The 22,082-nt window shown below is 47.4% G+C and carries 15 protein-coding genes; 11 read left to right on the plus strand and 4 right to left on the minus strand.

The window, feature by feature from the left end; genetic code table 11:
* Positions 1-44 precede the first annotated feature (44 nt).
* Positions 45-2,072 carry a tetratricopeptide repeat protein gene (locus tag BC343_RS13060; protein ID WP_078348236.1) on the plus strand — a complete coding sequence of 676 codons (2,028 nt, stop codon included), beginning with the start codon at positions 45-47 and terminating at the stop codon, positions 2,070-2,072.
* A gap of 78 nt (positions 2,073-2,150) precedes the next feature.
* On the opposite strand, the gene BC343_RS31375 is transcribed toward BC343_RS13060, so the two are convergent.
* Entirely contained in the window at positions 2,151-3,029 is an 879-nt protein-coding gene (locus BC343_RS31375) for a hypothetical protein (RefSeq protein WP_078348237.1), read from the minus strand.
* 202 nt (positions 3,030-3,231) lie between these two features.
* Here BC343_RS31375 and BC343_RS13070 point away from each other — a divergent pair, with 202 nt between their 5' ends.
* From BC343_RS13070 to cysQ, 3 genes are all read left to right on the plus strand, one after another.
* Positions 3,232-3,621, plus strand: a complete 390-nt coding sequence (locus tag BC343_RS13070) for a DoxX family protein (protein ID WP_078348614.1) — start codon at positions 3,232-3,234, stop codon at positions 3,619-3,621.
* Positions 3,622-3,747: 126 nt separating this feature from the next.
* Positions 3,748-4,377 (plus strand): class I SAM-dependent methyltransferase, encoded by a 630-nt coding sequence (locus BC343_RS13075; protein ID WP_078348615.1) that lies wholly within the window; start codon positions 3,748-3,750, stop codon positions 4,375-4,377.
* A gap of 81 nt (positions 4,378-4,458) precedes the next feature.
* The gene (cysQ, locus tag BC343_RS13080; RefSeq protein ID WP_078348616.1) at positions 4,459-5,253 is read left to right on the plus strand and encodes a 3'(2'),5'-bisphosphate nucleotidase CysQ; all 795 of its coding nucleotides are present in this window, start codon (positions 4,459-4,461) and stop codon (positions 5,251-5,253) included.
* Here the strand turns inward: cysQ and cysC are convergent.
* Positions 5,250-5,825, minus strand: a complete 576-nt coding sequence (gene cysC, locus BC343_RS13085) for an adenylyl-sulfate kinase (protein WP_238381768.1) — start codon at positions 5,823-5,825, stop codon at positions 5,250-5,252. The two genes, cysQ and cysC, sit on opposite strands and share 4 nt — an antisense overlap.
* 204 nt (positions 5,826-6,029) lie before the next feature.
* Here cysC and BC343_RS13090 point away from each other — a divergent pair, with 204 nt between their 5' ends.
* A complete protein-coding gene (locus BC343_RS13090; RefSeq protein WP_078348238.1) occupies positions 6,030-6,815 on the plus strand; it encodes a glycoside hydrolase family 16 protein in 786 nt (261 codons plus the stop codon).
* A gap of 273 nt (positions 6,816-7,088) precedes the next feature.
* On the opposite strand, the gene BC343_RS13095 is transcribed toward BC343_RS13090, so the two are convergent.
* On the minus strand, positions 7,089-11,309 hold the full coding sequence (locus tag BC343_RS13095) for a hybrid sensor histidine kinase/response regulator transcription factor (RefSeq protein WP_078348239.1): 4,221 nt from the start codon (positions 11,307-11,309) through the stop codon (positions 7,089-7,091).
* A gap of 246 nt (positions 11,310-11,555) precedes the next feature.
* On the opposite strand from BC343_RS13095, the gene BC343_RS13100 reads away from it, so the two are divergent.
* From BC343_RS13100 to BC343_RS13125, 6 genes are all read left to right on the plus strand, one after another.
* Positions 11,556-12,353, plus strand: a complete 798-nt coding sequence (locus BC343_RS13100; protein ID WP_078348240.1) for a glycoside hydrolase family 16 protein — start codon at positions 11,556-11,558, stop codon at positions 12,351-12,353.
* Between the two features lie 110 nt (positions 12,354-12,463).
* On the plus strand, positions 12,464-15,559 hold the full coding sequence (locus tag BC343_RS13105) for a SusC/RagA family TonB-linked outer membrane protein (RefSeq protein ID WP_078348241.1): 3,096 nt from the start codon (positions 12,464-12,466) through the stop codon (positions 15,557-15,559).
* A 21-nt stretch (positions 15,560-15,580) separates the two neighbouring features.
* Positions 15,581-17,149: a RagB/SusD family nutrient uptake outer membrane protein gene (locus BC343_RS13110; protein WP_078348242.1), complete on the plus strand. Its 1,569-nt coding sequence runs from the start codon at positions 15,581-15,583 to the stop codon at positions 17,147-17,149.
* A gap of 24 nt (positions 17,150-17,173) precedes the next feature.
* Positions 17,174-18,604 (plus strand): aryl-sulfate sulfotransferase, encoded by a 1,431-nt coding sequence (locus tag BC343_RS13115; RefSeq protein WP_078348243.1) that lies wholly within the window; start codon positions 17,174-17,176, stop codon positions 18,602-18,604.
* The gene (gene chrA, locus BC343_RS13120; RefSeq protein ID WP_078348244.1) at positions 18,591-19,832 is read left to right on the plus strand and encodes a chromate efflux transporter; all 1,242 of its coding nucleotides are present in this window, start codon (positions 18,591-18,593) and stop codon (positions 19,830-19,832) included. Before BC343_RS13115 ends, chrA begins: the two co-directional genes overlap by 14 nt.
* Entirely contained in the window at positions 19,829-20,845 is a 1,017-nt protein-coding gene (locus BC343_RS13125) for a sulfotransferase family protein (protein ID WP_078348245.1), read from the plus strand. Before chrA ends, BC343_RS13125 begins: the two co-directional genes overlap by 4 nt.
* A gap of 59 nt (positions 20,846-20,904) precedes the next feature.
* Here the strand turns inward: BC343_RS13125 and BC343_RS13130 are convergent, their stop codons facing one another.
* Positions 20,905-22,032, minus strand: coding sequence for a sialidase family protein (locus tag BC343_RS13130; protein WP_078348246.1), 1,128 nt, complete (start codon positions 22,030-22,032; stop codon positions 20,905-20,907).
* Positions 22,033-22,082: the final 50 nt, after the last annotated feature.

A 22,082-nucleotide genomic window follows, 5' to 3' on the forward strand; every position in this document is an offset into this window, starting at 1 on the left:
TTGCCCGGTTTTACGTATTTTAGGCATATTTGAAAAATAAATTAATGAAGAAATTATTAATTGTGCTGTTTTTGTTGCCTGCTTATTGCATGGCCCAGTCTGCAAGTGAATACCTAACCAGCGGCAACACAAAAGCAAACATGAAGGATTACAAGGAGGCAATAGCCGATTTTAACCGTTCAATTCAAATGAACCCCGGCGTTGCAAGAGCCTACCTTTACCGTGCCAATGCCAAAAGCAATATTGGTGAATACCAGGGAGCTGTTGACGATTTTACCAAAGCACTAAACCTTGACCCTCGCCTGCTGGATGCCTGGCATTACCGTGCCAACGCCAAAAGCAACTTGAAAGATTACCAGGGCAGCGTTGACGATTTTACCAAAGCCATTGCCATAAACCCGCAAAAAGGCGAACTATTTAAATACCGAGCGGTAGCTAAGGCCAACCTGAACGACAACGCCGGCGCTATTGTAGACTTTAACACTGCTGAAAAATTGCTTCCCGGCGATGCCGAAGTAATATTTTACCGGGCCAACTCTAAAGGCAACCTTGGCCAATATAAAGCCGCCATTGCCGATTATGATGAAGCCATAAAAGGCGAACCCAACAATGCAGAAGCCTGGTTTTACCGCGGCAATGCTAAAGTGAACTTGCGCGACTATAAAGGTGCTATAACCGATTACCGCCGCGTAATTACACTCAACCCGCAAATGCCGGAACTGTACCATTACCTTGCCTCCGCGGCCAGCAATGCCGATGACGATAAAGGCGCGATAGAGTTTTTTGATAAAGCCATTGAGCAAAGCCCTAAAAAAGCAGAGCTCTATTTGGGCCGCGCAATTGCCAAAAACAACATGAGCGACCGTACCGGCGCTTTGGAGGATTTGGGCGAGGCCATCAGCATTAACCCCAAATACGGCGAGGCTTACCAAAACCGCGCGGACGTAAAGGTAAACATGAAGGATTTTACCTCGGCAATTGCCGATGCAGATACGGCCATTAAAATTAACCCTAAAAATGCTTATGCTTATATGTCGCGTGCAAAGGCACATATAGAAATGGGTGATACCGTAGCAGCGCTTAATGATTTTAATACCACAATTAAAATAGAGCCTAAAGCAGCTTATGCTTACGTAGGCAGTGGAGACATTAAAACCGGCCAGCAGGATTTTGCAGCGGCTATAGCACTTTACAACAAAGGGCTTACATTCGACCCGCGCAACCCCGACGCTTTACTACATCGCGCCCGCGCTAAAATGAAAAGCGGCGATGTGGAAGGTGCGTTTAGTGATTATAAAGCTGCCATAGAATCGACCCCGCAAAACAACGACCTGTATATTGCCTATGGCAAAGCACTGATAGCGGCCGGGCGTTACACAGCTGCTATTAAACTGTTCGATGATGCCATTGTGCTGAACCCTAAAAACGTAAACTTTTACAGCTACCGTGGCGTGGCCAAAAGCAAGCTTGACGACATGACAGGCGCCATGGCCGACCATGACCTGGCCATCAAACTGGCACCATCGTCTTCGGAAGCTTATGTAAACCGAGGTAATAGTTTGGTAGCCTTAAAGAAATACGACGAAGCGTTGCAGAACATCAACAAAGGAATATCGTTAAACGAAACCAACGACGATGGTTACCTTGCCCGCGCCGACCTGAAACTGGAGAAAAAGGAGTACTTAGGGGCAGTATACGATTACATTAACGTATTGCTGCTTAATCAAAATAACGTGAAGGCATACACAGGCCGCGCCATTGCCGAGAGCTTAACCGGCGACACACTGGCAATGAAAAAGGACCTTGCAACCGCCTTCCGCCTGGCACCAAAAAGCGCTGAAGTATACATGTCACGCGCCGAAGCACGCAGTAACCTCAAAAACTGGGCACCTGCATTGGCCGACCTGAATACCGTAATTACCATGGACCCTAAAAATGCAGCAGCCTACTTAAACCGAGGGGTTATCAAATCCCAGCGTGGCGATAAAACCGGCGGTTGTGCCGATATTAACAAAGCTGCAAGCCTTGGCTCTAAAGATGCGGGAGATAAACTGGCCTTGTATTGTAAATAGAGGTTAGAGATGAACAAGAAAAGGTTAGCCGGGTTTGCCGGCTAACCTTTTTTGCGTTTAATGGGCTTTTGTGAGCCCCTATTTTCCTGCTAAATAATACTTCTCCCAAAAATCTACCGGTTTAGATGCTTCGCTTCTGTTGTAGCTCCCGCCATCGCCGCCGCGGTTGCCCCGCATACCGCCACCTCCACGGCGTCCACCGCCGCCGCCCATACCGCCGCGGCCACCGCCCATGCCTCCCATTCCACCGGGGCCACCCATGCCGCCGCCTCGTCCGCCCTCGGGCCTATCGCCGTCTTTGGGGCGGCTAAATCCGTTAATTTTTATATTAAAGGCCCATTCGTTTTTCTCAGGTTTATCTACATGCAACATGCTAATGGGCACCGCCGCCTCAAACACCAGGAAACCCTCGTTATCTATTCCCAATGCCGTTTTTATGCCGTAGGTATTCGCAGTGGTCATTACCTCGTTCAGCACATCAGCAAAACCCGTTGCTTTTATTTGTTTTGTACGGGTTAGCAAGGCCTGCATACGTTCCTGCCGGTCGTCGTCGCTGCCGGGTTGGGGCGGCTGCCCGTCGGTTGGCGGGGCTTGCACACGTTCGGCAGGCATGGCCTCCGGGTCGGTATAAGGGAAGGTAACGCTAAAAGTTTCCTTCTTTTTCCCTTTAGGGTCTATAGAAAAAGTTATGCCAGCCATTAGTGCCCGGCGCTGTTCGGCATGGTCGCTTATGCGCAGGGCAACGTATATATTGTTATTGTCATTGGCTATGGTGTAGGGTATCTTCTTTTCTTCGTTCAGGTAGCGCAGGCTGTCGCCCCAATCATTCAACTTACCATCAATTACAATGGCGTTTGCGGGAGGCTGCAAAGTAGGTTTATCGTTTTTGTTTTGGGCCAATGCCAGTGCCGGCAACATAAAAGCTGCGGGTAATAATAGTTTAAATGAGGGCTTCATTTTTTTTGAGGGTGTGATATATGTTTAACCGCTACTAAAACAGCGCATGCAACTGCTTATTGTGTATGTGGTTGGTAAAAGAGTTATTACAATTTGGTGAATGTTGCTTGAGTAAATGCAGAGTGATTGCCGGGCACCTGTTGTTGATATTAACGTAAGGCTTGGAACGGTATTTGCAACCATCAACCTAAAACCAATTACCGTGAAAGCAAAGCACATTAAAAAAGCCGCGCGTATAGTATTAGGCGCTAATTTAATTTTGGCGGGGATAAGCCACCTCACCTTTGCCCGCAAACCTTTCAGGGCGCAGGTGCCAAACTGGGTTCCGTTGGATACGGATGACACCGTTTTATACTCGGGCATTGCCGAAATTGCTTTAGGCAGCGCGTTGGTATTTACGCCCGATAGTTACCAGGAAGCAGTGGGTAAAGCTGCGGCCGGCTTTTTTGTCGGCGTGTTCCCGGGTAATATAGCACAGTATAAAAATCAACGCAATGCATTCGGGCTCAATACTGATAAAAAAAGGTTTCTGCGTTTATTTTTTCAACCTGTACTGGTATTTTGGGCGCTGAAAAGCACCAATAATATTTAGAGCCGGCATGTTTACCGCCGCGGCCAAAACGTATGCTACAGGCCTTTACCTATTTGCGTTTTTATTGCCAAAAGTGCGTTTCTGTTATCAAAAATGTATTATATTGCGGCAATATATATCACAATTATGGCAGAATACCAGGAGCACAGTTTCTATAGCGAGCACGCGCGCCCCTTTTGGAAATACACGCAACCCGCTGTACTTTCGCTACTGAGTAAAGACAAAAACCGTTGCATTGTTGACCTTGGCTGCGGCAACGGCTACCTGGTAAACTACCTGATATCGCAGGGGTATAACGCCTATGGCATAGATGCCTCCCAGAGCGGCATTGCTATTGCCAACAAAGTAAACCCCGGCCGCTTTTTTATACAGGACCTCGACGATAACCAACTCCCTGCCGAAATACGCGACTTACCGTTCGATACCGTTGTATCGACCGAGGTGATAGAGCATATTTATAACCCATTTACCTTTATGGCGCTCTGTAAAGATGTGCTGGTGAAAAACGGCGGCGGGGAATTATTGCTTACTACCCCCTACCATGGCTACTGGAAAAACCTGATGCTGGCCGTATTTAACAAATGGGATAAGCATACAAACGCCGTTGCGGTTGGCGGCCATATCAAGTTTTGGTCGCGCGAATCGTTAGGCCAACTACTTACACAAACCGGCTTTGAAGTAACCGATTTTATTGGTTGCGGCCGCCTGCCCTACTTTTGGAAAACCATGGTGATGAAAGGCCGCCTGAAAGTTTAAAACCGCTTTTACGGTTTGCGGTTACCCGTATTTTGCTAAATTGCCACACGGGCAAATTTGCCTGCAATTAATTTACAGCATTTGGCACCTACAGAAGAAGTACTCCAATTCCCCGCCTTACCCACGTTTTCGCTTCAGCATTTATTGGCGATAGCCAAAGAGGCCGGCGAAGCCATATTAAAAGTATACCATGCCGGCCCGGCAGAAGTAACGTTGAAAGAAGATAATTCGCCGCTTACCCTTGCCGACAAAGCCTCTAACGAGGTAATTGTTTCGGGCTTGCGCCAACTTACCCCGGCCATCCCCATTATATCCGAAGAAGAAAAAGATACGCCTTACGATATCCGGAAAAACTACACCGCTTACTGGTGTGTAGACCCTTTAGACGGCACAAAAGAGTTTATTAAACGCAATGGCGAGTTTACCGTGAACATTGCACTGATGCAACAAAACCAACCGGTGTTTGGTGTGATATACGTACCTGTAACAGGTATAATGTATTATGGCGGCAAAGATACCGGCAGTTATAACGTTGATGCCAATGGAGAGAAAGTATATTTAAAAGTTGATAATAAACCTTCCGATTGGATTGCCGTGGGCAGCCGCTCGCATGCCTCGGAAGAAGAAGCGGCCCTGCTAAGCCAATATCCCATCAGCCAAACGGTATCGGTAGGCAGCTCGCTTAAATTTTGTTTGATAGCTGAAGGGAAGGCACAAATTTACTACCGCCACGGCCCAACGATGGAATGGGATACCGCAGCAGGCCAAGCTATTGCCGAGGGAGCAGGAGCGGTAATGACGATGCCCGACGGGCAGCCCTTCCCGTACAACAAACCATCTTTATTGAATGGGGGCTTTTTAGTGAAAGTAAATTAAGGTTTTATCAACTGAATTATTTCGCGGTAAAGTAAAGCCACGCTCTCGGCTGGTTCTTCGGCGGCAGTGTGTAGTATCAGGTTAGCGTGTTGCGGCGACTTGAATGGTGCGGATATACCCGTGAAACCTTTTATCTCGTTTTTGCGGGCCTTTTGATAAAGGCCTTTTACATCGCGCTCTTCGCAAACGGCAATGGGGCAATCTACAAACACCTCAAAATATGGCGCATTCACCGTTTCGCGGGCCATTTGCTGATGCTCGTGCAGTGGGGTTATAAGCGAGCATATAGCTACCACGTTATTGTTGGCCAGCATATTGGCTACTTCTGCCACGCGGCGCACATTCTCCAGCCGGTCGGCATCACTAAAGCCCAGGTTTTTGTTAATGCCTTCGCGCATTACGTCTCCATCGAGGCTTATGGCAAAGATTCCTTCCTCTGCAAGCTTTTGCTTCAGCAACCTGGCTATGGTACTTTTCCCCGCTCCCGATAGGCCCATTAGCCAAACTACCATCCCGTTCTGGCCGAGCACCGAAGTGCCCCCAATATTTACTTGCTGCTGCGTACCTGTCATCACCAATTATTCCGTCGTTTTTACAAATATACCCGCCCGCAGGCAAGTTTTTTCAATAAAACAGCATTTAGGACGCTATTGCTAAAATTGCGGACTATAGGAAATTTTCAAGTGGCCTTCGCACCTACATTTGGCTAACCAATTGACGTAAAGATATTTAAGAATTAATCAAATATCATTATATCATCTTAAACACCAAGCATTATGAAAAAGTTATCGTACTGTTTATTAGTAGTTTGTGCCCTGGCATCCTGTAGTAAGGATGCAGTTAAAAAAAGCACACCATCCTCCACTACAACCGAAAGTACCGACAGCAAGAAAACAACTTTTGCTACGCTATCTTTCAGCGGCTACACCTGGACCATCAAAGACTCGGGGACAGGTACCGCAGGCCCCGGCCCTAACCGCTGGAAAGGTGCCAATGCCTTTGTTGATGCTAACGGCTATCTGCATTTAAAACTCAGCAAAAATGCAACTACAGGCGTATGGGAATGTGCCGAGGTAACCAGCTTAACCAGCTTCGGCTATGGCACTTACCAATGGAAGGTTGAGGGCGCTATAAACAATCTGGATAAAAACATCGTGTTGGGTTTCTTCAACTACTCGGGCGTAGACGGGTACGACGAAATGGATATCGAATATGCTAAATGGGGCGTAAACAATAACCCATGGGCAAACTACACGGTGTACCCAAAACAAGGGCAAGGGCCGGCCAATTACCACACGGCTACCACCTTTACCACAGGCGGCACATACATTACCAACAGGTTCAAACGCACCGCCTCATCAGTGGTATTTAAAACATTGAATGGCTTTTACGATGACGATACCAATTTGGCTTACACTACTACCTGCTCATCGCCACCAAATTCTATCAGTACGCTGAGCATGCCCGTTCACATGAATTTATGGCTATTCCAGGGGAATGCGCCCGCAAGTAATAATACAGTAGAAATTATAGTGCACGAATTTAAATTCACCCCGCTATAAGTTTTAGTTGACTTCGTTAAAGAGGAGGGCCCGGTATTGCAGCGTTGCAAGCCGGGTTTTTTATTTCGCTGCCCCAATATTTCATAAAACGTTCCGATGGAACGTACCTAGCCTTTGCTTTTCTTTTCTGTCTACCGATAAGTCGTTCCTTTGGAACGATTTTCTACGCCCCATCGGGGCGTATTATGGGTAGACAAAACCAATAATAAATATCAACGTTCCATCGGAACGTCTTATAAATTCGCGTTTATTATAGAATGTAATATCCCGATCTTAGGAATACTTGCCCGCCTTCTGCACTTTGCTGATATACTCCTTGGGCGGTATACCAAATTGCTTGATGAATGATTTGGAGAAGTAGGATGGTGTGTTAAAACCCACTTCGTAAGATACCTGATTGATGTTATACCTGCCCTCTAACAACAATTGCAGCCCTTTTTTCACCCGTATGCTCCGGATAAAATCGTGCACGCCCTGCCCGGTAAGTGTTTTAAATTTGGCGTACAATACCGTACGGCTCATGGCAGTAAACTCCCCTATTTTGCGGCTATCCAGTGTAGCATCTGCAATATTGCTTTCCACATAAGCTACTACCTTATCCAAAAACTCTTTATCTACTTTGTTGTAGGTAACGGTATCGGGGTATAACTCATCCGAACTTGCGTATTTCGAGCGCATGCGGATCTGTGTCATGATGAGGTTGTAGATCACCTGGAACAAAATAGGCTGGCTAACAGGTTTCATCAAATAGGCATCGGCCCCTGCTTCGTAGCCCGACAGCTGGCTATCGTGATTGGTTTGGCTGGTAAGCAAAATAATGGGGATATGGCTAATGAGTTCGTTACTCTTCACGGCGTTGCACAATTCCAACCCACTCATTACGGGCATGATCATGTCGGAAATGATCAGGTCGGGCTGCATGCGTATGGCGGCATTGATACCATCCTCGCCGTTCTCGGCCTCCATTATCTCGAAAGAAGGCTCCAGTATCAGCCTCAGGTAGATTCGTATCTCATAGTTATCATCAACAAACAAAATGCGTTTGCCTTTTATTTTCTCCACCTTGTGCTCGGCAAATACGTCTTTAAAATAATTTTCGGCCTCTGCCCTGCCCTCGCCGCCAATGGCTACGCGCGTGGATAATGCCGAAACTCCTTTTGGCAGCTTAATGATAAAGGTTGAACCCTCGTTTGGCAAACTACTAATGGTGATAGAGCCGTTGTTAGCCTCCACAAACTCCTTGGTTATCATCAGCCCCAGCCCGGTGCCCTTCTCTCCTGCCGAACCTAAGGAAAGTACCTGCCGCTCGATGGTAAAGATGTTTTCCAGTTGTTCCTCCGTCATACCTATGCCTGTATCGTGGAAGATGATCTTTACCTCGTTTTCCAATTCTTCGGCCTCTATCCAAATTTGCCCGTAGGCTGGTGTGAATTTGATGCAGTTGCCCAATATATTACGGATAACCGTATCTATCATATCCTTATCGGCATAAATGGCCAGCGCGGTATCTACACTGGTGCTCAGGCTGATGTTTTTGTTGCGCATTTGCTGTTGCAGCAATTGCTCGTTCTTCACCACCAGATCGTACAAACTGAGGTTAGCCGGAAAACAGCTGAGGTTTTGGTTTTGGGTTTTGGCCCACTCCAGCAGGTTGATGAGCAGGTCGAGCACCGAGCCGGCGCTGTTGCTGATATCGGATATATATTTAGCTACTGTAGCGGAGCTAAGCTTGGGTAATTGCTTTTTAAGGTTTTCGGATATGCCCGATATGGCGGCTATTGGGTTCCGCAGATCATGCGCAAGTATAGAGAAAAAGCGGTCCTTAGTTTTGTTGGATACCTCCAGTTGGTTAATGGTGTTTTCCAGTTCCTGGTTTTGCGAAACTATCTGTTCCTGCTGGTTCAGGATCTGGTCTGATTTGGTGATCACCTCACGGTTGTATTGCTCCAGCATAATGTTTTGCTGCTTCAATTCCTGGGTACGTTTTTCCACCTCGGCGGCCAATATTTTGTTGCGCAGCCTGATAGATGCCACCCGTCTGTAGAAGATAAACACGATAAGCGCAGCAACGAAGGCTACCACGAGGGTGTAAAACCACCAGGTCTTCCAAAACGGGGGCCTCACCGTGATATTAAGAACCAATACATTTTTAGAATATACGCCCTCGTTATTAAGCCCGCGCACCTTCAGGTAATATTCACCCGGATCCAGGTTGGTATAGGTAAGGCTGTTCTTCATGCCCAGGTCGTGCCATTGCCTGTCGAAGTTCTCGAGGATGTAACTGTAACGCTTTTTGTCTTTATTCACATAATTAAGCGAGGCAAAATCTACGGTGATAACTGCCTGGTCGTAATTAAGCGTTACATGATCGTTGTAGGCTATGCTGCTCTTCATGGTTTTACCGTTCGCATCAACCGCTACCTCGCGGTTAAATACCTGGAAGCCCGTAAAAAGCAATGGCGGGTCGAACGCGATACTGGTAATATGCCCGGGGTAAAACTCGTTAAAACCATTTATGCCGCCCAGGTATATTTGCCCGGTGCGGCTAAAGCATTTGGCGGTTTTAAACTCATTACTTTGCAAACCATCGGCAATGGTGTAGTTTTTGAACCTGCCGTCTGCCAAATTCATACGGCTTAATCCGCCCGTAGTTGCTATCCACAAATTACCCGCAGCATCGCCGGTTATACTTTTGATGAGATTGCTCGGCAACCCGTTGGTGGTATAATAGCGGGTGAATTTGCCGGCGCGCTTGTCCAGTTTGTTCAACCCGTCGTTTGTGCCTATCCACAGGTTAAGGGCAGCATCCTCGTAAACGCATATTGCGCTGTTGTTGCTCAGGCTGTTGGTGCTGCCGTTGCTTTTGTAATTGGTAAAGCGGCCGGTTGTCGGGTTTAAAATAGCCAACCCGGCCCCATCGGTACAAACCAAAATATCGCCGTTGCGGCTTTCGTTTATCGAGAGAATATTATCATTACCCACGCTGTGCAGGTTATTACTATCGTGGGTGTAGTGCTTAAAGCTGTCGGTACTTTCGTCGTACAAATCCAGACCGCCGCCGTAATTGCCTACCCAAATGCGCTGCTTGCTGTCTTTAAAAAGCGCAAAGGCGTAATCGCTGTTGAGGCTGCCGGGTACATTGGCGTTATGGCGGTAATATTTTAACTGTTTGTTAGCCGGGTTGTAAACACTCACGCCCCCGCCCCAGGTACCTGCCCAAATCATCCCGCGGGCATCTTCGGTGACCGATACCACATAATCACTGGATAGCCCGCCCCTTGCATGGTTCAAATTGCTAAAGTAGCCCCGCTTACGGTCGAACAGGTCCAACCCGCCGCCATCGGTGCCTATCCACAGGTTTTGTTTACTATCCTCATAAAAACAGTTCACAATATTATTGCTCAGGCTGTTCTTATTGGGTTCGTGCTTGTAATGGGTAAAGTTATCCGCATCCCGCTTGATCAGGTTTATACCACCATTCAGCGTGCCCAACCAAACATTGCCCTTGGTATCGTTAACAATGGTATTAATGGTATTGCTGCTGATGCTGGTTAAGTTATTATCGGTGTAGGTGTACTGGATGAACTTTTCTTTCAGCGGGTCGAAGATGTTCAGCCCACCGTTCTCGGTACCTATCCACAGGTTATGCCGAATGTCTTCTCCCATGGCCAGCAAAAAGTTGGTGCTTAGCGCGCTGTTTTCACGGGTGTATATTTTAAACCTGCCGCTTGCAGGGTCCAGCCGGTTAAGCCCACCACCATAAGTACCTACCCATATCAGATGGCGGCTGTCCTCAAAAATGAATTTTACTTTATCGTCCGATATCGATTCGGCGTTTCCCGCCTCATGCACATACCTTTTAAAGGTGCCTGTTTTACGGTCGAGCAGGTTTAGCCCGCTGGTGGTACCCACCCAAATATTGTGGCGGCTATCTTCCAGCACGGCGGACACGTTGTTACCTGTTAAACTATTGGCCTTGCCAGGCTTGCTTTTATAGTGGCCGAACTTACCCGTAGCCGGGTTTAAAACATCCAGCCCATTATCGGCTGTGCCTATCCATATTTTATTTTCGCTATCGCGATAAAGTGCCTCGATAAAATTACTGGCGATGCTGTTGCCCGTGTTGTTTTGCTGGTAATGTTTAAAGGTATTCAGCCGAGGGTCGTAAGAATTAATGCCGCCTTCCCAGGTGGCTATCCAAAGGTTTCCTTCCTTATCATCGGTGATGGCCTTGATATCGTTCGAGCTTAAATTATTACCCGCCTGCTGGGCTTTTTTATAAACTACGAACTTGTAACCATCGTACCGGTTAAGCCCGTCCTTGGTTCCAAACCACATAAAACCCTTCCGGTCCTGAAAGATACAGCGCACCGTACTTTGCGATAATCCTTCGTTAATGCCTATCTGTTCCGATTTCAGGTCCTGCTTTTGGGCAAGGGCACTGAGGCAGCACATTAAGGCAAGCATTAAAAGAGTGAACGGGCGGTAAGTCATTAGATATAAATTACTTAAGGCTTCAAATATCAGCTAAAAAACACACATCGCATACACCTGAAATTTCGATAAAATAAAAATACATCATTTTTATCTGCCATTTATTGAAAATTTCACAATTTCATAATCAAAAGATTAGAATTATATTAACAACGGACTATAGTACTTAAAATCGGGACTATAGGAACGGGACGAACTTTCTGCTGGGTGTAATTTAGGCAAACATAAAGCCATCATTATTTTTTCATGAATTTAAAAAAATTACTCTTAACTACTGTTACTTGTTTTGGGCTGTCGGTACCGGCATTCAGCCAGGTGTTTTTTGATGATTTTAAGTCATCATATATCGATAGCGCCGTATGGTATAAGCACGATACCAAGTGGGGCGAAAACCCTGCTAAGGGCACCCACGGCGGCGTAGTGCCGGCCAATATTTATGCACGCAAAGGCACGCTTATTATAAGGGCCCTGGGCGATAAGTATAAGGGCTACGTGCAAGGCCATGGCCAAAACACCAAAGTTGGCGGGGCTATGCGTACCGTGAAGCAATACGCATCGGGCTCGTACGAAGTGCGCGCCAAGATATGCCCGCAGGTGGGTGCGCTATCCGCCTTCTGGACGTTTTATTACGAGAACGATAACTACAACCACGAGATAGACTTTGAGTTCCCGGGCCATAACCAGGCGCCTAATAAACCCGATAGCTCGAGCCTGAACTGGGGGCTAATGACCAACTGGACCGGCGTTGGCGAAACCCAATACAAAACCACAGATGCCTACTTTGGAAACCAAACCGATGGAGAGTACCACCTCTACCGTTTTGAATGGCACACTGGTGGCAACGGGCAAAAGCCAAGGGTAGAGTATTACTACGATAATAAGCTGATGCATACGGCTTATGAGCATATACCTTTCCATGCCGCCAACTTCACTTTAGGTATATGGTTTCCCAACTGGATAGGCAAAGCCAATTTTGATACGGACTACATGTATGTAGACTGGGTGAAGATAACCCCTTATAACGAACCTAATGATGTACACTAAAATTCCCCGATAGCAATATGAATATAACTGCGCACTACATCAGCGACGGGTAAGCACCGCCTAACCGAAAACTAAAAAACCACAATAACAAAACTATTAATTACCCATACATGCAAATTTTTACAAAACAACTTAACCTTTTACACAAGCTTGCTTTAAGCGTTATGCTGATAAGCGTTTGTATCAACTCGTTCGCGGCCGCAGTGCCGGGAAAGGCGGCCCGCGCCGCCGCAAAAGTTACGATATCGGGCGTTGTAAAAGCCACTACCGGCGAACCCATGCCCGGTGTATACGTACAGGAAAAAGGCACCGGTAACGGTACCGCTACCGATATTAACGGTAAATACCAGTTATCGGTAGAAGATAACGCCACGGTAACCTTCAGGATGGTAGGCTTTGTAACGCAGGAAATTGCAGTTGCAGGCAAAACCACTATCAACATAGAACTGGTTGCCGATGTAAAAAGCCTTAACGACGTAATGGTTGTAGGTTACGGCAGCAAAAACAAAAGCACCTTTGCCGGCTCGGCAGTTACGCTGAATGCCGAGGACTTGAACAAATCCTCACTATCGGTTGCTAACTTGTTAACAGGCAGGGCATCGGGCGTGCAGGTACAGCAAAACAACGGTACGCCGGGTGCAACTCTGTCTATACGCATACGTGGTACCAACTCTATTAATGCCGATAGCGAGCCCCTATACGTTATAGATGGTTTCCCCACCAATAATGGCGTTGGCTTTACGGTTAACCCCGAAGATATTGCCTCTATATCGATATTAAAGGATGCGGCATCTACCGCCATATACGGCGCGCGTGGTGCCAACGGCGTTATCCTCATCACCACTAAAAATGGCCGCAACAAAAAAAGCAACCTAATGGTAAGCAGCTCGTTGGGTTACCAGCGCGTGGTTGACCGATTCGACCTTGCCGGCGGTTACGATTTTGCGGTACGGTTGAATAAATTGTACGAATCGCAGGGTACTACAGCTCCTTACAAACAATCGAGGTTGGACTCGTTACAGGCGGGTATTTTAGGTACCGATTGGCAGAGCCAACTGTTCCATACCGCTAAGGTGCAAAACCACACCATCTCATTTTCGGGTGGCACAAATAACACCTCTGTTTACTCCAGCTTCGACTATCTGAACCAGGAAGGTGTGGTGATAGATTCGCGCTACAAACGTGTGGGTGGCAGGGTGAACGTTGACCACGCCGTATCTGATAAATTTAAAATGACCGCAAGGGTATTTGGTAACTACGGCGTACAAAACGATTTGCCGTTGGCACCATCATCTATCAACGGCTTCATCAAACAGGTTATTAAGGCAAACCCAGCTTCTACATTTGATTCGGGCGTAAGCTCTGTTTTAGATGCCCAAAACCCGCTGCACTTTATAGCAGCTACCGACAGGCAAAACTCGGCCTTGCGTACAAACGGTTACTTCTCGTTGAAGTATGAGCCTATCAAAAACCTCCTTATCCAATCGGATTTGGGTACCGACCTTAACCAAACCAAAATAGATTACTTCGCGCCTTCTACCGTACCTGCGGGTGTGGCATCAAAAGGTGTAGGTACTATCACCACTATACAAGAGAGCGAACTGATATTTAACCCCACAGCCAGCTACAGCTTCCGCAAAGCAGGCAACAACGTTAAATTGTTAGTAGGTTACAACCAGCAAAAATACGTTTACAGCGAATCTGGCATCACCGGTACCAACTTCAGCAGCGACGATTTGGGTGTAGATAACCTTGGTATAGCACAAACCTTCTCGGGCTACTCGGGCAAAACCCAGATAAAACGCCGCAGCTGGTTTGGCCGTATCGATTACGATTATCAAAACAAATACATCTTCACCGGTACTTACCGTATAGATGGCTCATCGGTATTTGGCGACAACAACAAACTGGGCTACTTCCCTTCGGCAGCCTTTGCATGGCGCTTCAACGAAGAAAACTTTATTAAAGACCTGGGCATCTTCTCGTCGGGTAAAGTTCGCACCAGCTACGGTATCACCGGTAACGACAGGGTTGCCTCGGGTATTTCGCTGGCAACTTTTGCGGGTAATAATACCACCAAGTACACCTTCGATGGCGTATCAACCGTGAGTGGTATCGCAGTTACCAAACTATCAAACCCCGACCTGAAATGGGAACAAACCAACGCGCTTGACATTGGTATCGATTTTGGTTTCTTCGGCGACCGCATCATATTCGAAGCGGACTACTACAACAAGCAAACCAACGACCTGCTGTTAGACAGGAACATATCTCCATCGAGCGGTTTCACCAGCCAATTCGGCAACGCTGGTAAGGTAGAAAATAAGGGTATTGAGTTCTCGTTACAAACCGTAAACGTAAACTCGGGCGGTTTTAAATGGAACAGCACCTTAACCTTTGCCTACAATACCAACAAGGTAAAATCATTGGGCAGCAACAACTCGGATATTTATGTGGGCAGCATTAAGCCCGATGGTGCGGCAAGCTTCGAAACGCCGTTCATCATTCGTGTGGGCCAGCCTATAGGCGCTATATACGGTTACGTTTACGAAGGCATAGTTCAGCAAAACGACCCGGTGTTAACCACCACCCAAAAGAACTCGCAACCCGGCGACCCTAAATATGCCGACCTGAATGGCGACGGCACCGTTAACGCTAACGACCGCAAGGTACTGGGTACCGGTGTGCCTAAGATGTTCTTTGGTTTTACCAACAACTTCACCTTCAAAAACTTCTACCTTGATGTAGTAACCCAAGGGCAAGCAGGCGGCAAATTGCTCAACGTACAAAAAGAGGATATGCTGAACCCTATTGGACAGGGAAACACACTGAAACAGGTTATTTCCGATACCTGGTCGCCAAGCAACCCGGGCGGTACCGTACCAGCCAACAGCTTCTACGGCACGCCGCATGGTGGTTGGGTAAACTCGAGGTTTGTGGAGAGCTCGGATTATATCCGTATCAAAAACATCACTTTGGGTTACAATTTCACCAGCGCTATGGTTAAACATTTAGGTATAGCCGGATTGAACATTTACGTGAATGCCCAAAACCTGTTCACCTTTACTAAATACACCGGTTTAGACCCTGAGGTAGATAACCTGATAGACAACCAACAGCAAAACAGGAACGCCGGCCGCGGTATCGACTTTAATGCTTACCCGGTTAACAAAATGTACTTAGTAGGCCTGCGCGCAACTTTTTAACCCTTTAACCCAACACGAAAAATGAAAAATATTATCAAAATATCAGCTGTGGCTTGCTGCGTTGCTTTAGCTACGGTATCGTCATGTAACAAGGGGTTGAAAGACGAAACCTTCTCTGTTTATGATGAAAGCAAACTTACCAACCCCGAGAACGGCAACCAGGCCGTAATTGGTGCCTACGCCGCGCTGAAGGACAATGGCGGTTACGGCTATTACGCCGGCTTTTTATACTGGCTGTACGAGTATCCTGTTGATGTAGTTACCACTACCATCACCTCGAGGCAGGGTGTGCAGTTAGACCAGCTTACTTACGATGCTTCCAACTCGGTTATTAACGATGTTTGGACCAGTATCTTCAAAATGATATCGCGCTGTAACGAAGCAGAAGAACTTATTAATAATATCGATTATGCTACCAAAGGCTCTACCAATACTTTAAAGCAACAAAACATTGGCGAGGTACGTTTTTTACGTGCGCTGGCCTATTACGATGCTACATCGATATGGGGTAATGTGCCGCTGATACTAAAATCATCTTCACATTTTACCACCGAGGACCAAAACCCTAAACTGGTAGATAAAGCCGAGGTGGAAGCCGCCATGATAACCGATTTGGAGTTTGCAGCCGCTAACCTGCCCGAATCGTACCCGGCAAATGAAGTTGCCCGCGCTACCAGCGGTGCCGCCAAAGGTTTATTAGCCAGGCTTTACATGCGCCGCGGCGAGTGGCAAAAAGCAGCAGATGCAGCCCTTTCGGTAATGAACAAGGGTTACGACCTGCGCACCAAAGCAGAAGGTGGCTTATCATCTATGTTTAACACCAACAACCGCTCGGATAACGAGTTTATCTTCGTGCTCAAATCATCAAACGAGGCAGGCGCTTACGGTATCAACTCTAACAGCTTTGGCATCAACTCTACCCCTTGGGACCTAAACCGTGGTTACGGTAACTTCCCTATCCACCTGGAGTTTTATGCTTTGTTCGATAAAACCGACGACCGCCGCAACACTTTGCTGACCGGCAGCTACCAAACCCTGTACGGCCAAACCATGAACGTACCTGTAGAGTATGGCGGCCTTGGCGGCGACGCACCGGATGTAGTACTGGCCAAATACGTTTACAATTTGAAATACCCGCACGTAAACAACTACAACTACGCCGGCTTTAACAACGTAACCATTTTGCGCTACGCGGATATATTAATGATGCGTGCCGAAGCATTGAACGAGTTGAACGGCCCCAATGCAGAAAGCATCAGCCTGATCAACCAGATCCGCGAACGCAGCAACTTGCCCGGTCTTACTTTGAGCGGCTACACCAAAGAAACTTTGCGCAACGCCATATTCGACGAGCGTAACAAAGAGTTTTTTATGGAAGGACGCCGCCGCGAGGACCTCATTCGCTGGGGCAAAAGCGCTACCAACGGTGCCGATCCGCTGCTGAAATTCAGGGAGAAAGTTGTGCCTTTGCTGCGCGACGCCAATACTTACTCCAGCGCGGTTGATTACACGGTATTCCCTTACCCGCAAAACGAGATACAGAGCAATACCTCGTTCAGTGCCGATGTAAACAAAGGCAGGGTAAAATAATAGTAATGTTTTATACCATTGTGAATGCGTAAAACTTATAAGATCATTTTACTAATTGCAACCGGCTTTGTGCTGGTTGCAATTTTGTTGTTTCTGGAGAATCCGGTATCAAACCTGCTGTTCCCGCTGAAAATTAAAACGGTACAGTTGGTAAACCTGCCGGCCAACCGCCTGCGGTTTAGAGTGGTGGTTACCACCAATAAAAAAGCAACGGTATACCTCAAATACTGGAGCCGCGGTGCGAAAGACACACTTTATTCAGATGCGAGCCGGGATAGCCTGCACCATACGCTGAACGTTACCAATACCGTTGCCAAAACCGATTATACTTTTGAGGTTTTTGCGCAGCAGGGAAAAGATACCGTTAGCAGCAACCGCTACCATTTCGAAACCAAGCCCATTTACCAGGCTACCCCCTATTTCGACCTGATATCGATGGATCCATCGATAGAAAAGGAGATGAAGGGTAAATACTTTTTAACCCAGATATTAACCCAGCCCGGCTCTATGGTGATCATTAACCATAAAGGCGATATCGTTTGGTACGAACCCTTCAGCAAGGGCGTAAAGGTAACCAACTGGACGCCCTACCATACCGTGCTGAGCATTGTGGGTGCCGAGAAGATACCATCATCGGGGGGGGACGAAATTATAGAGACAGCGCTAAGCGGTAAAACGGTGAGGCACCTCAAGCTGGGTAAAGATGGTATGGATAAAATGGTGCACCACGAAGTACGCTACGATAAAGACGGCAACTTATACGCCCTCACCTTCGATAAAAAGGTATTCGACCTTACCAAGGCTAAGGGGCTGGCGCGAGACACGGTGCATGGCGACGGGATAGTGGTATTCGACAAAGCCAACCGCAAAATATGGGAATGGAGCATGCTCGACCATTTGGACCCGTTGGACGATCCGCTGATACTGAAACACAAAAAAGATTGGGTACACGCTAATTCGCTTTTTAAAGATACCGACGGCAACTTCCTCATCTCCTATCGCGACCTTAACCAGGTTTGGAAAGTAGAATATAAAACGGGCAAAGTATTATGGAAACTTGGCGCAGGGGGCGATTTCCCATTGAAACCAAATGAGCTTTTTTACTCACAGCATGCGGTGCACTTTAACGCTGCGCACAATTTGGTAATGCTGGATAACGGCACCAAAACCGGCATCAGCAGGGAGATAACTTTTAAGGTTGACGAAGCCAATAAAAAGGCCGAAGCACTATCCATCATCGCCCTGCCAAAAGAATATTACACCACTGCGAAAGGCAACGCCTACGAATTTGCCGGCGATAAAATGCTGTTTTGCCTCACCGATCCGCGCAATTTTTTGGTGACCGATAAAGCAGGCAAAGTACTTTGGAAAGTAGCCGTAGGCGGCGACCCTTACCGGCTGGAAGAAATAACCGGTTTTTCATTTAATAAACCCCAAATTAATGATAACAATTAATACAACGGCCGGCACTGCCGAGGGGCCTGCAGAGGCCGTTGCCAAACAGGCAAGCCTGAGCTACCTCTTCTTTACCTTTCTGCGGATAGGTATGGTAGCCTTTGGCGGGCACATGGCGCTGGTAGCTGTAATACAGCGCGAAATGGCCGAAAAAGATAAAACCGTTTCGGAAGAACTCATTATCGATGGCGTGAGCATTGCTACGCTACTACCCGGTCCTGTGGCAGTTAACGTGGTGGCCTATATTGGCAACCACCTTAAAGGGATAAAAGGTGCGGCTATTAGTATGCTGGGCATGTTGTTACCAGCTTGTACGCTGATGCTCGCACTCTCCTGGGTATACTTCAATTATGGTTACAAAACCAATTTGGCAGGCATGATGGCTTTTACATCGGGCACGGTTAGCGCCATTATACTATCTACCGGGGTAAACTTTTACAAAAAGGATGTGCACGGCACCTGGTATAAAGTAGTTACTTGCGCTATTACCGTTTTGGCTACCATCCTTTTCAAGGGCTATTTTGTTACGCTGGGGCTTATAGCAGCAGGTGGCTTGTTTGGTTACTTCCGTCCCGCCCCTACGCAAAAAGGTGGTGCCGCGACAAGGCAAAGCACCATTAAACTAAGCATGCGCAGCAAAATCGCTTTGGGTATTTTAGGTTTGGTAGAACTGGGCTTTTTAAGCAATGCGGCATCCTTCGTAAGCAATACTTACCTTAAACTGGTATCAGTATTTTCGGGTATCAGCCTGTCGTTGTTCGGCGGTGGTTATGTAATGGTTCCGCTGATGCAGGCCTTATTGATAAACAATCTCAACTGGCTAAGCAACCAGCAATTTGCCGATAGCATTACCTTCAGCCAGGTTACACCGGGGCCTATTTTGGTAAGCGCGCTGTTTGTTGGCTTTAAACTGGCAGGTGTGTTAGGTGGCCTGCTGGCCGTAGTGTCCATCTTCGTTCCATCGGCTACGCTGATGCTGGTAGTATCGGGCTTCTTCAACAAAAACAAACAGAGCCAAACCATGCAGCGCATTTTGGCGGGCATAAAGCCCGTGGTGGTTGGCATGATCATCGCTTCGGCCATTATCCTTATGAAAAACATGGCGCTTAATGCAGCCCTCATCGCTACTGTTTTAATAGCATTCACTCTTAGTTTCAGGTTTAAAGTGAGCCCCGTTTATTTAATACTGGGTTCGCTATTTGTAGGCTTCTTAATTAATTATTTATGAAAAGTTTAGGTATACAGATCATAGGCACACAACGTTCGGGTTCAAATTTGCTAAGGGTGATATTAGACCAATCGCCCGAGATAGCCTCGCCTCACCCACCCCATATCCTGGTAACCTTTTATCCACTACTGCACCTTTACGGACCGTTGGAAGACAATGGTAATTACTATCGTTTGGTGAGCGATGTGGTAGAGTACGTACAGGCCAACCCTGTACCCTGGGAAGGCGTAACGCTGAATGCGGACGAACTGTATGAGGAGTCGGCAGTAAATTCCTTATTCGAGCTTAACCGCCTTATTTACGAAAAAGCCGCCGAAAGCAAACAGGCCAAATACTGGTGCTGCAAAAGCATGAACAATGTTTATTATGCCGATGAACTGGAAGTGCAGCCTGAGAAACTAAAATACGTTTACCTCTATCGTGATGGCCGCGACGTTGCCGCATCGTTCAAAAAAGCCATAGTTGGCGATAAACATATTTACCACATTGCCGACCAATGGCGTAAAGACCAGGAAGCGAGTATTGCTTTATCCAAAATTATCCCTGCCGATCGCTTCTTCTCGCTGAATTACGAAAACCTGATAGCCAACCCCGAATCTACCGTACGCAGCCTGTGCGAGTTTTTGGATATCGCATACAACCCCGAAATGCTGAACTATTACACCTCAAAAACCTCGAAGATAACCGCAGCATCGGGCGAGATGTGGAGCAACCTCGAAAAACCTATCATGGCCACCAACACCGGTAAATACCTGAAAGAGTTTAAAGAGAACGACCTGGAGATATTTGAACTGGTTGCCGGGGATGTGCTGCTGGAATTGGGCTACACCCTGCATACCGACAGAACAAAAAGCGAACTGATAAGCACCGATAAACTGGCCGGCTACCGCGATGATAACCAGTCGTTAAAAAAAGAAGCTGTAGCAACCGCCAAACCACAGGACCTGGAAAACCGCGCCGGGCAGGAAGCCATATTGAGAAATATTAAAAACCGCGTTGCCGAAATAGCCTAACCCTAAACCTGATTATATAGCCGCCTGCATTTTAATTAATGCGGCGGCTTTTTATTTGCTTAGCGTTTTGGCATAATGCCCAGGCGTAATTGTACATTATGCCCGCCTTCTGCCCGTGGTTCGGAGCTTACTGCTGCAACTTCACCGGGTTTCACCTCGTAAAGCGATGGCCACAGCGTTTTTGCCCAGGAATTGTTTATGGTTTGCCAGCTTTGGCCATAGTCGCGGCTTATAGATACATGGCTGGAGTTAGAGGTGACAACCAGCGTACCATCTGCCAGGGATAACACGAACGGGCCACCCAACTGATCCATAATACGCGTACCCAAGCCCACCGGCCAGTTAATGCCATCATCGCTGTATTTGTAGTAAATATGGCATTCTTCGGGGCTGCACACCTCGTAAACCACAATATATTTGCCGTTCTTCATCTTCGTCCACACAGGCATACCCGGGCGCGAGGCAGGGTTGCCGGGCGTATGCGCCACCCATATTTCAGTCCCCCATGTTTTACCTAAGTCGTTGGATATTTTTTGCGAAATGATCTGGCTGTATGATGGCTTTTCAACCACATGTTTCTCGTTGGCGTACATTACCGATAGCCGCCCGTCGTTAAGCAAATACATATGCGGTTCGTAAATGCCCTTATCGGGTTTACCCAGTTCGCCGGGCTGGCCGTGGTTCTCGTCTATAATGCTGACAGGCTTCCAAAGCACCCCCATGTCGGTACTTTTGTAAACCACCAATTTGTACGATTCCTGCCAGCGTACCGAACGGCAAGCCAGCAGCAGCGAGCCATCTTTCAATTGTATCAACTGCGCATTATCCAGGTCGCGCCCGGGTTCGCTTATAGTTCCCAATGGCACCCAGCTACGGCAATTATCCGTACTGCGCGAAACCTGCAGTTCCAGCCCGCCTTTAGCATCGGCCTTATAACCCGCATTGCGCGATATAGTGTACCCCGCCAGCCACGAGCCATCCTTCAGTTGCAGCAGCCTGCAATACTCCGAACCATATTTGCTCCTGTTCCGCTGCACCGAACCGGCGGAAGTATCGTTGACAAGAGGTTGATCGTTGATGAGTACCCGTTGGTTCCAGCGAATGGTATCGGCGGCTTGCTGCTGAGCAAAGCAAACGGTACTTGCCAACAGCAAAAGTAACAGCATGGCGTGTTTAATAATTTGCATAGGTTGTGGTTAATTGGCGGCTTGGTAGCCTCAACCAAATATGCGGCAAT

It is taken from the genome of Mucilaginibacter pedocola (genome assembly GCF_002013915.1).
Taxonomy (GTDB): Bacteria; Bacteroidota; Bacteroidia; order Sphingobacteriales; family Sphingobacteriaceae; genus Mucilaginibacter; species Mucilaginibacter pedocola.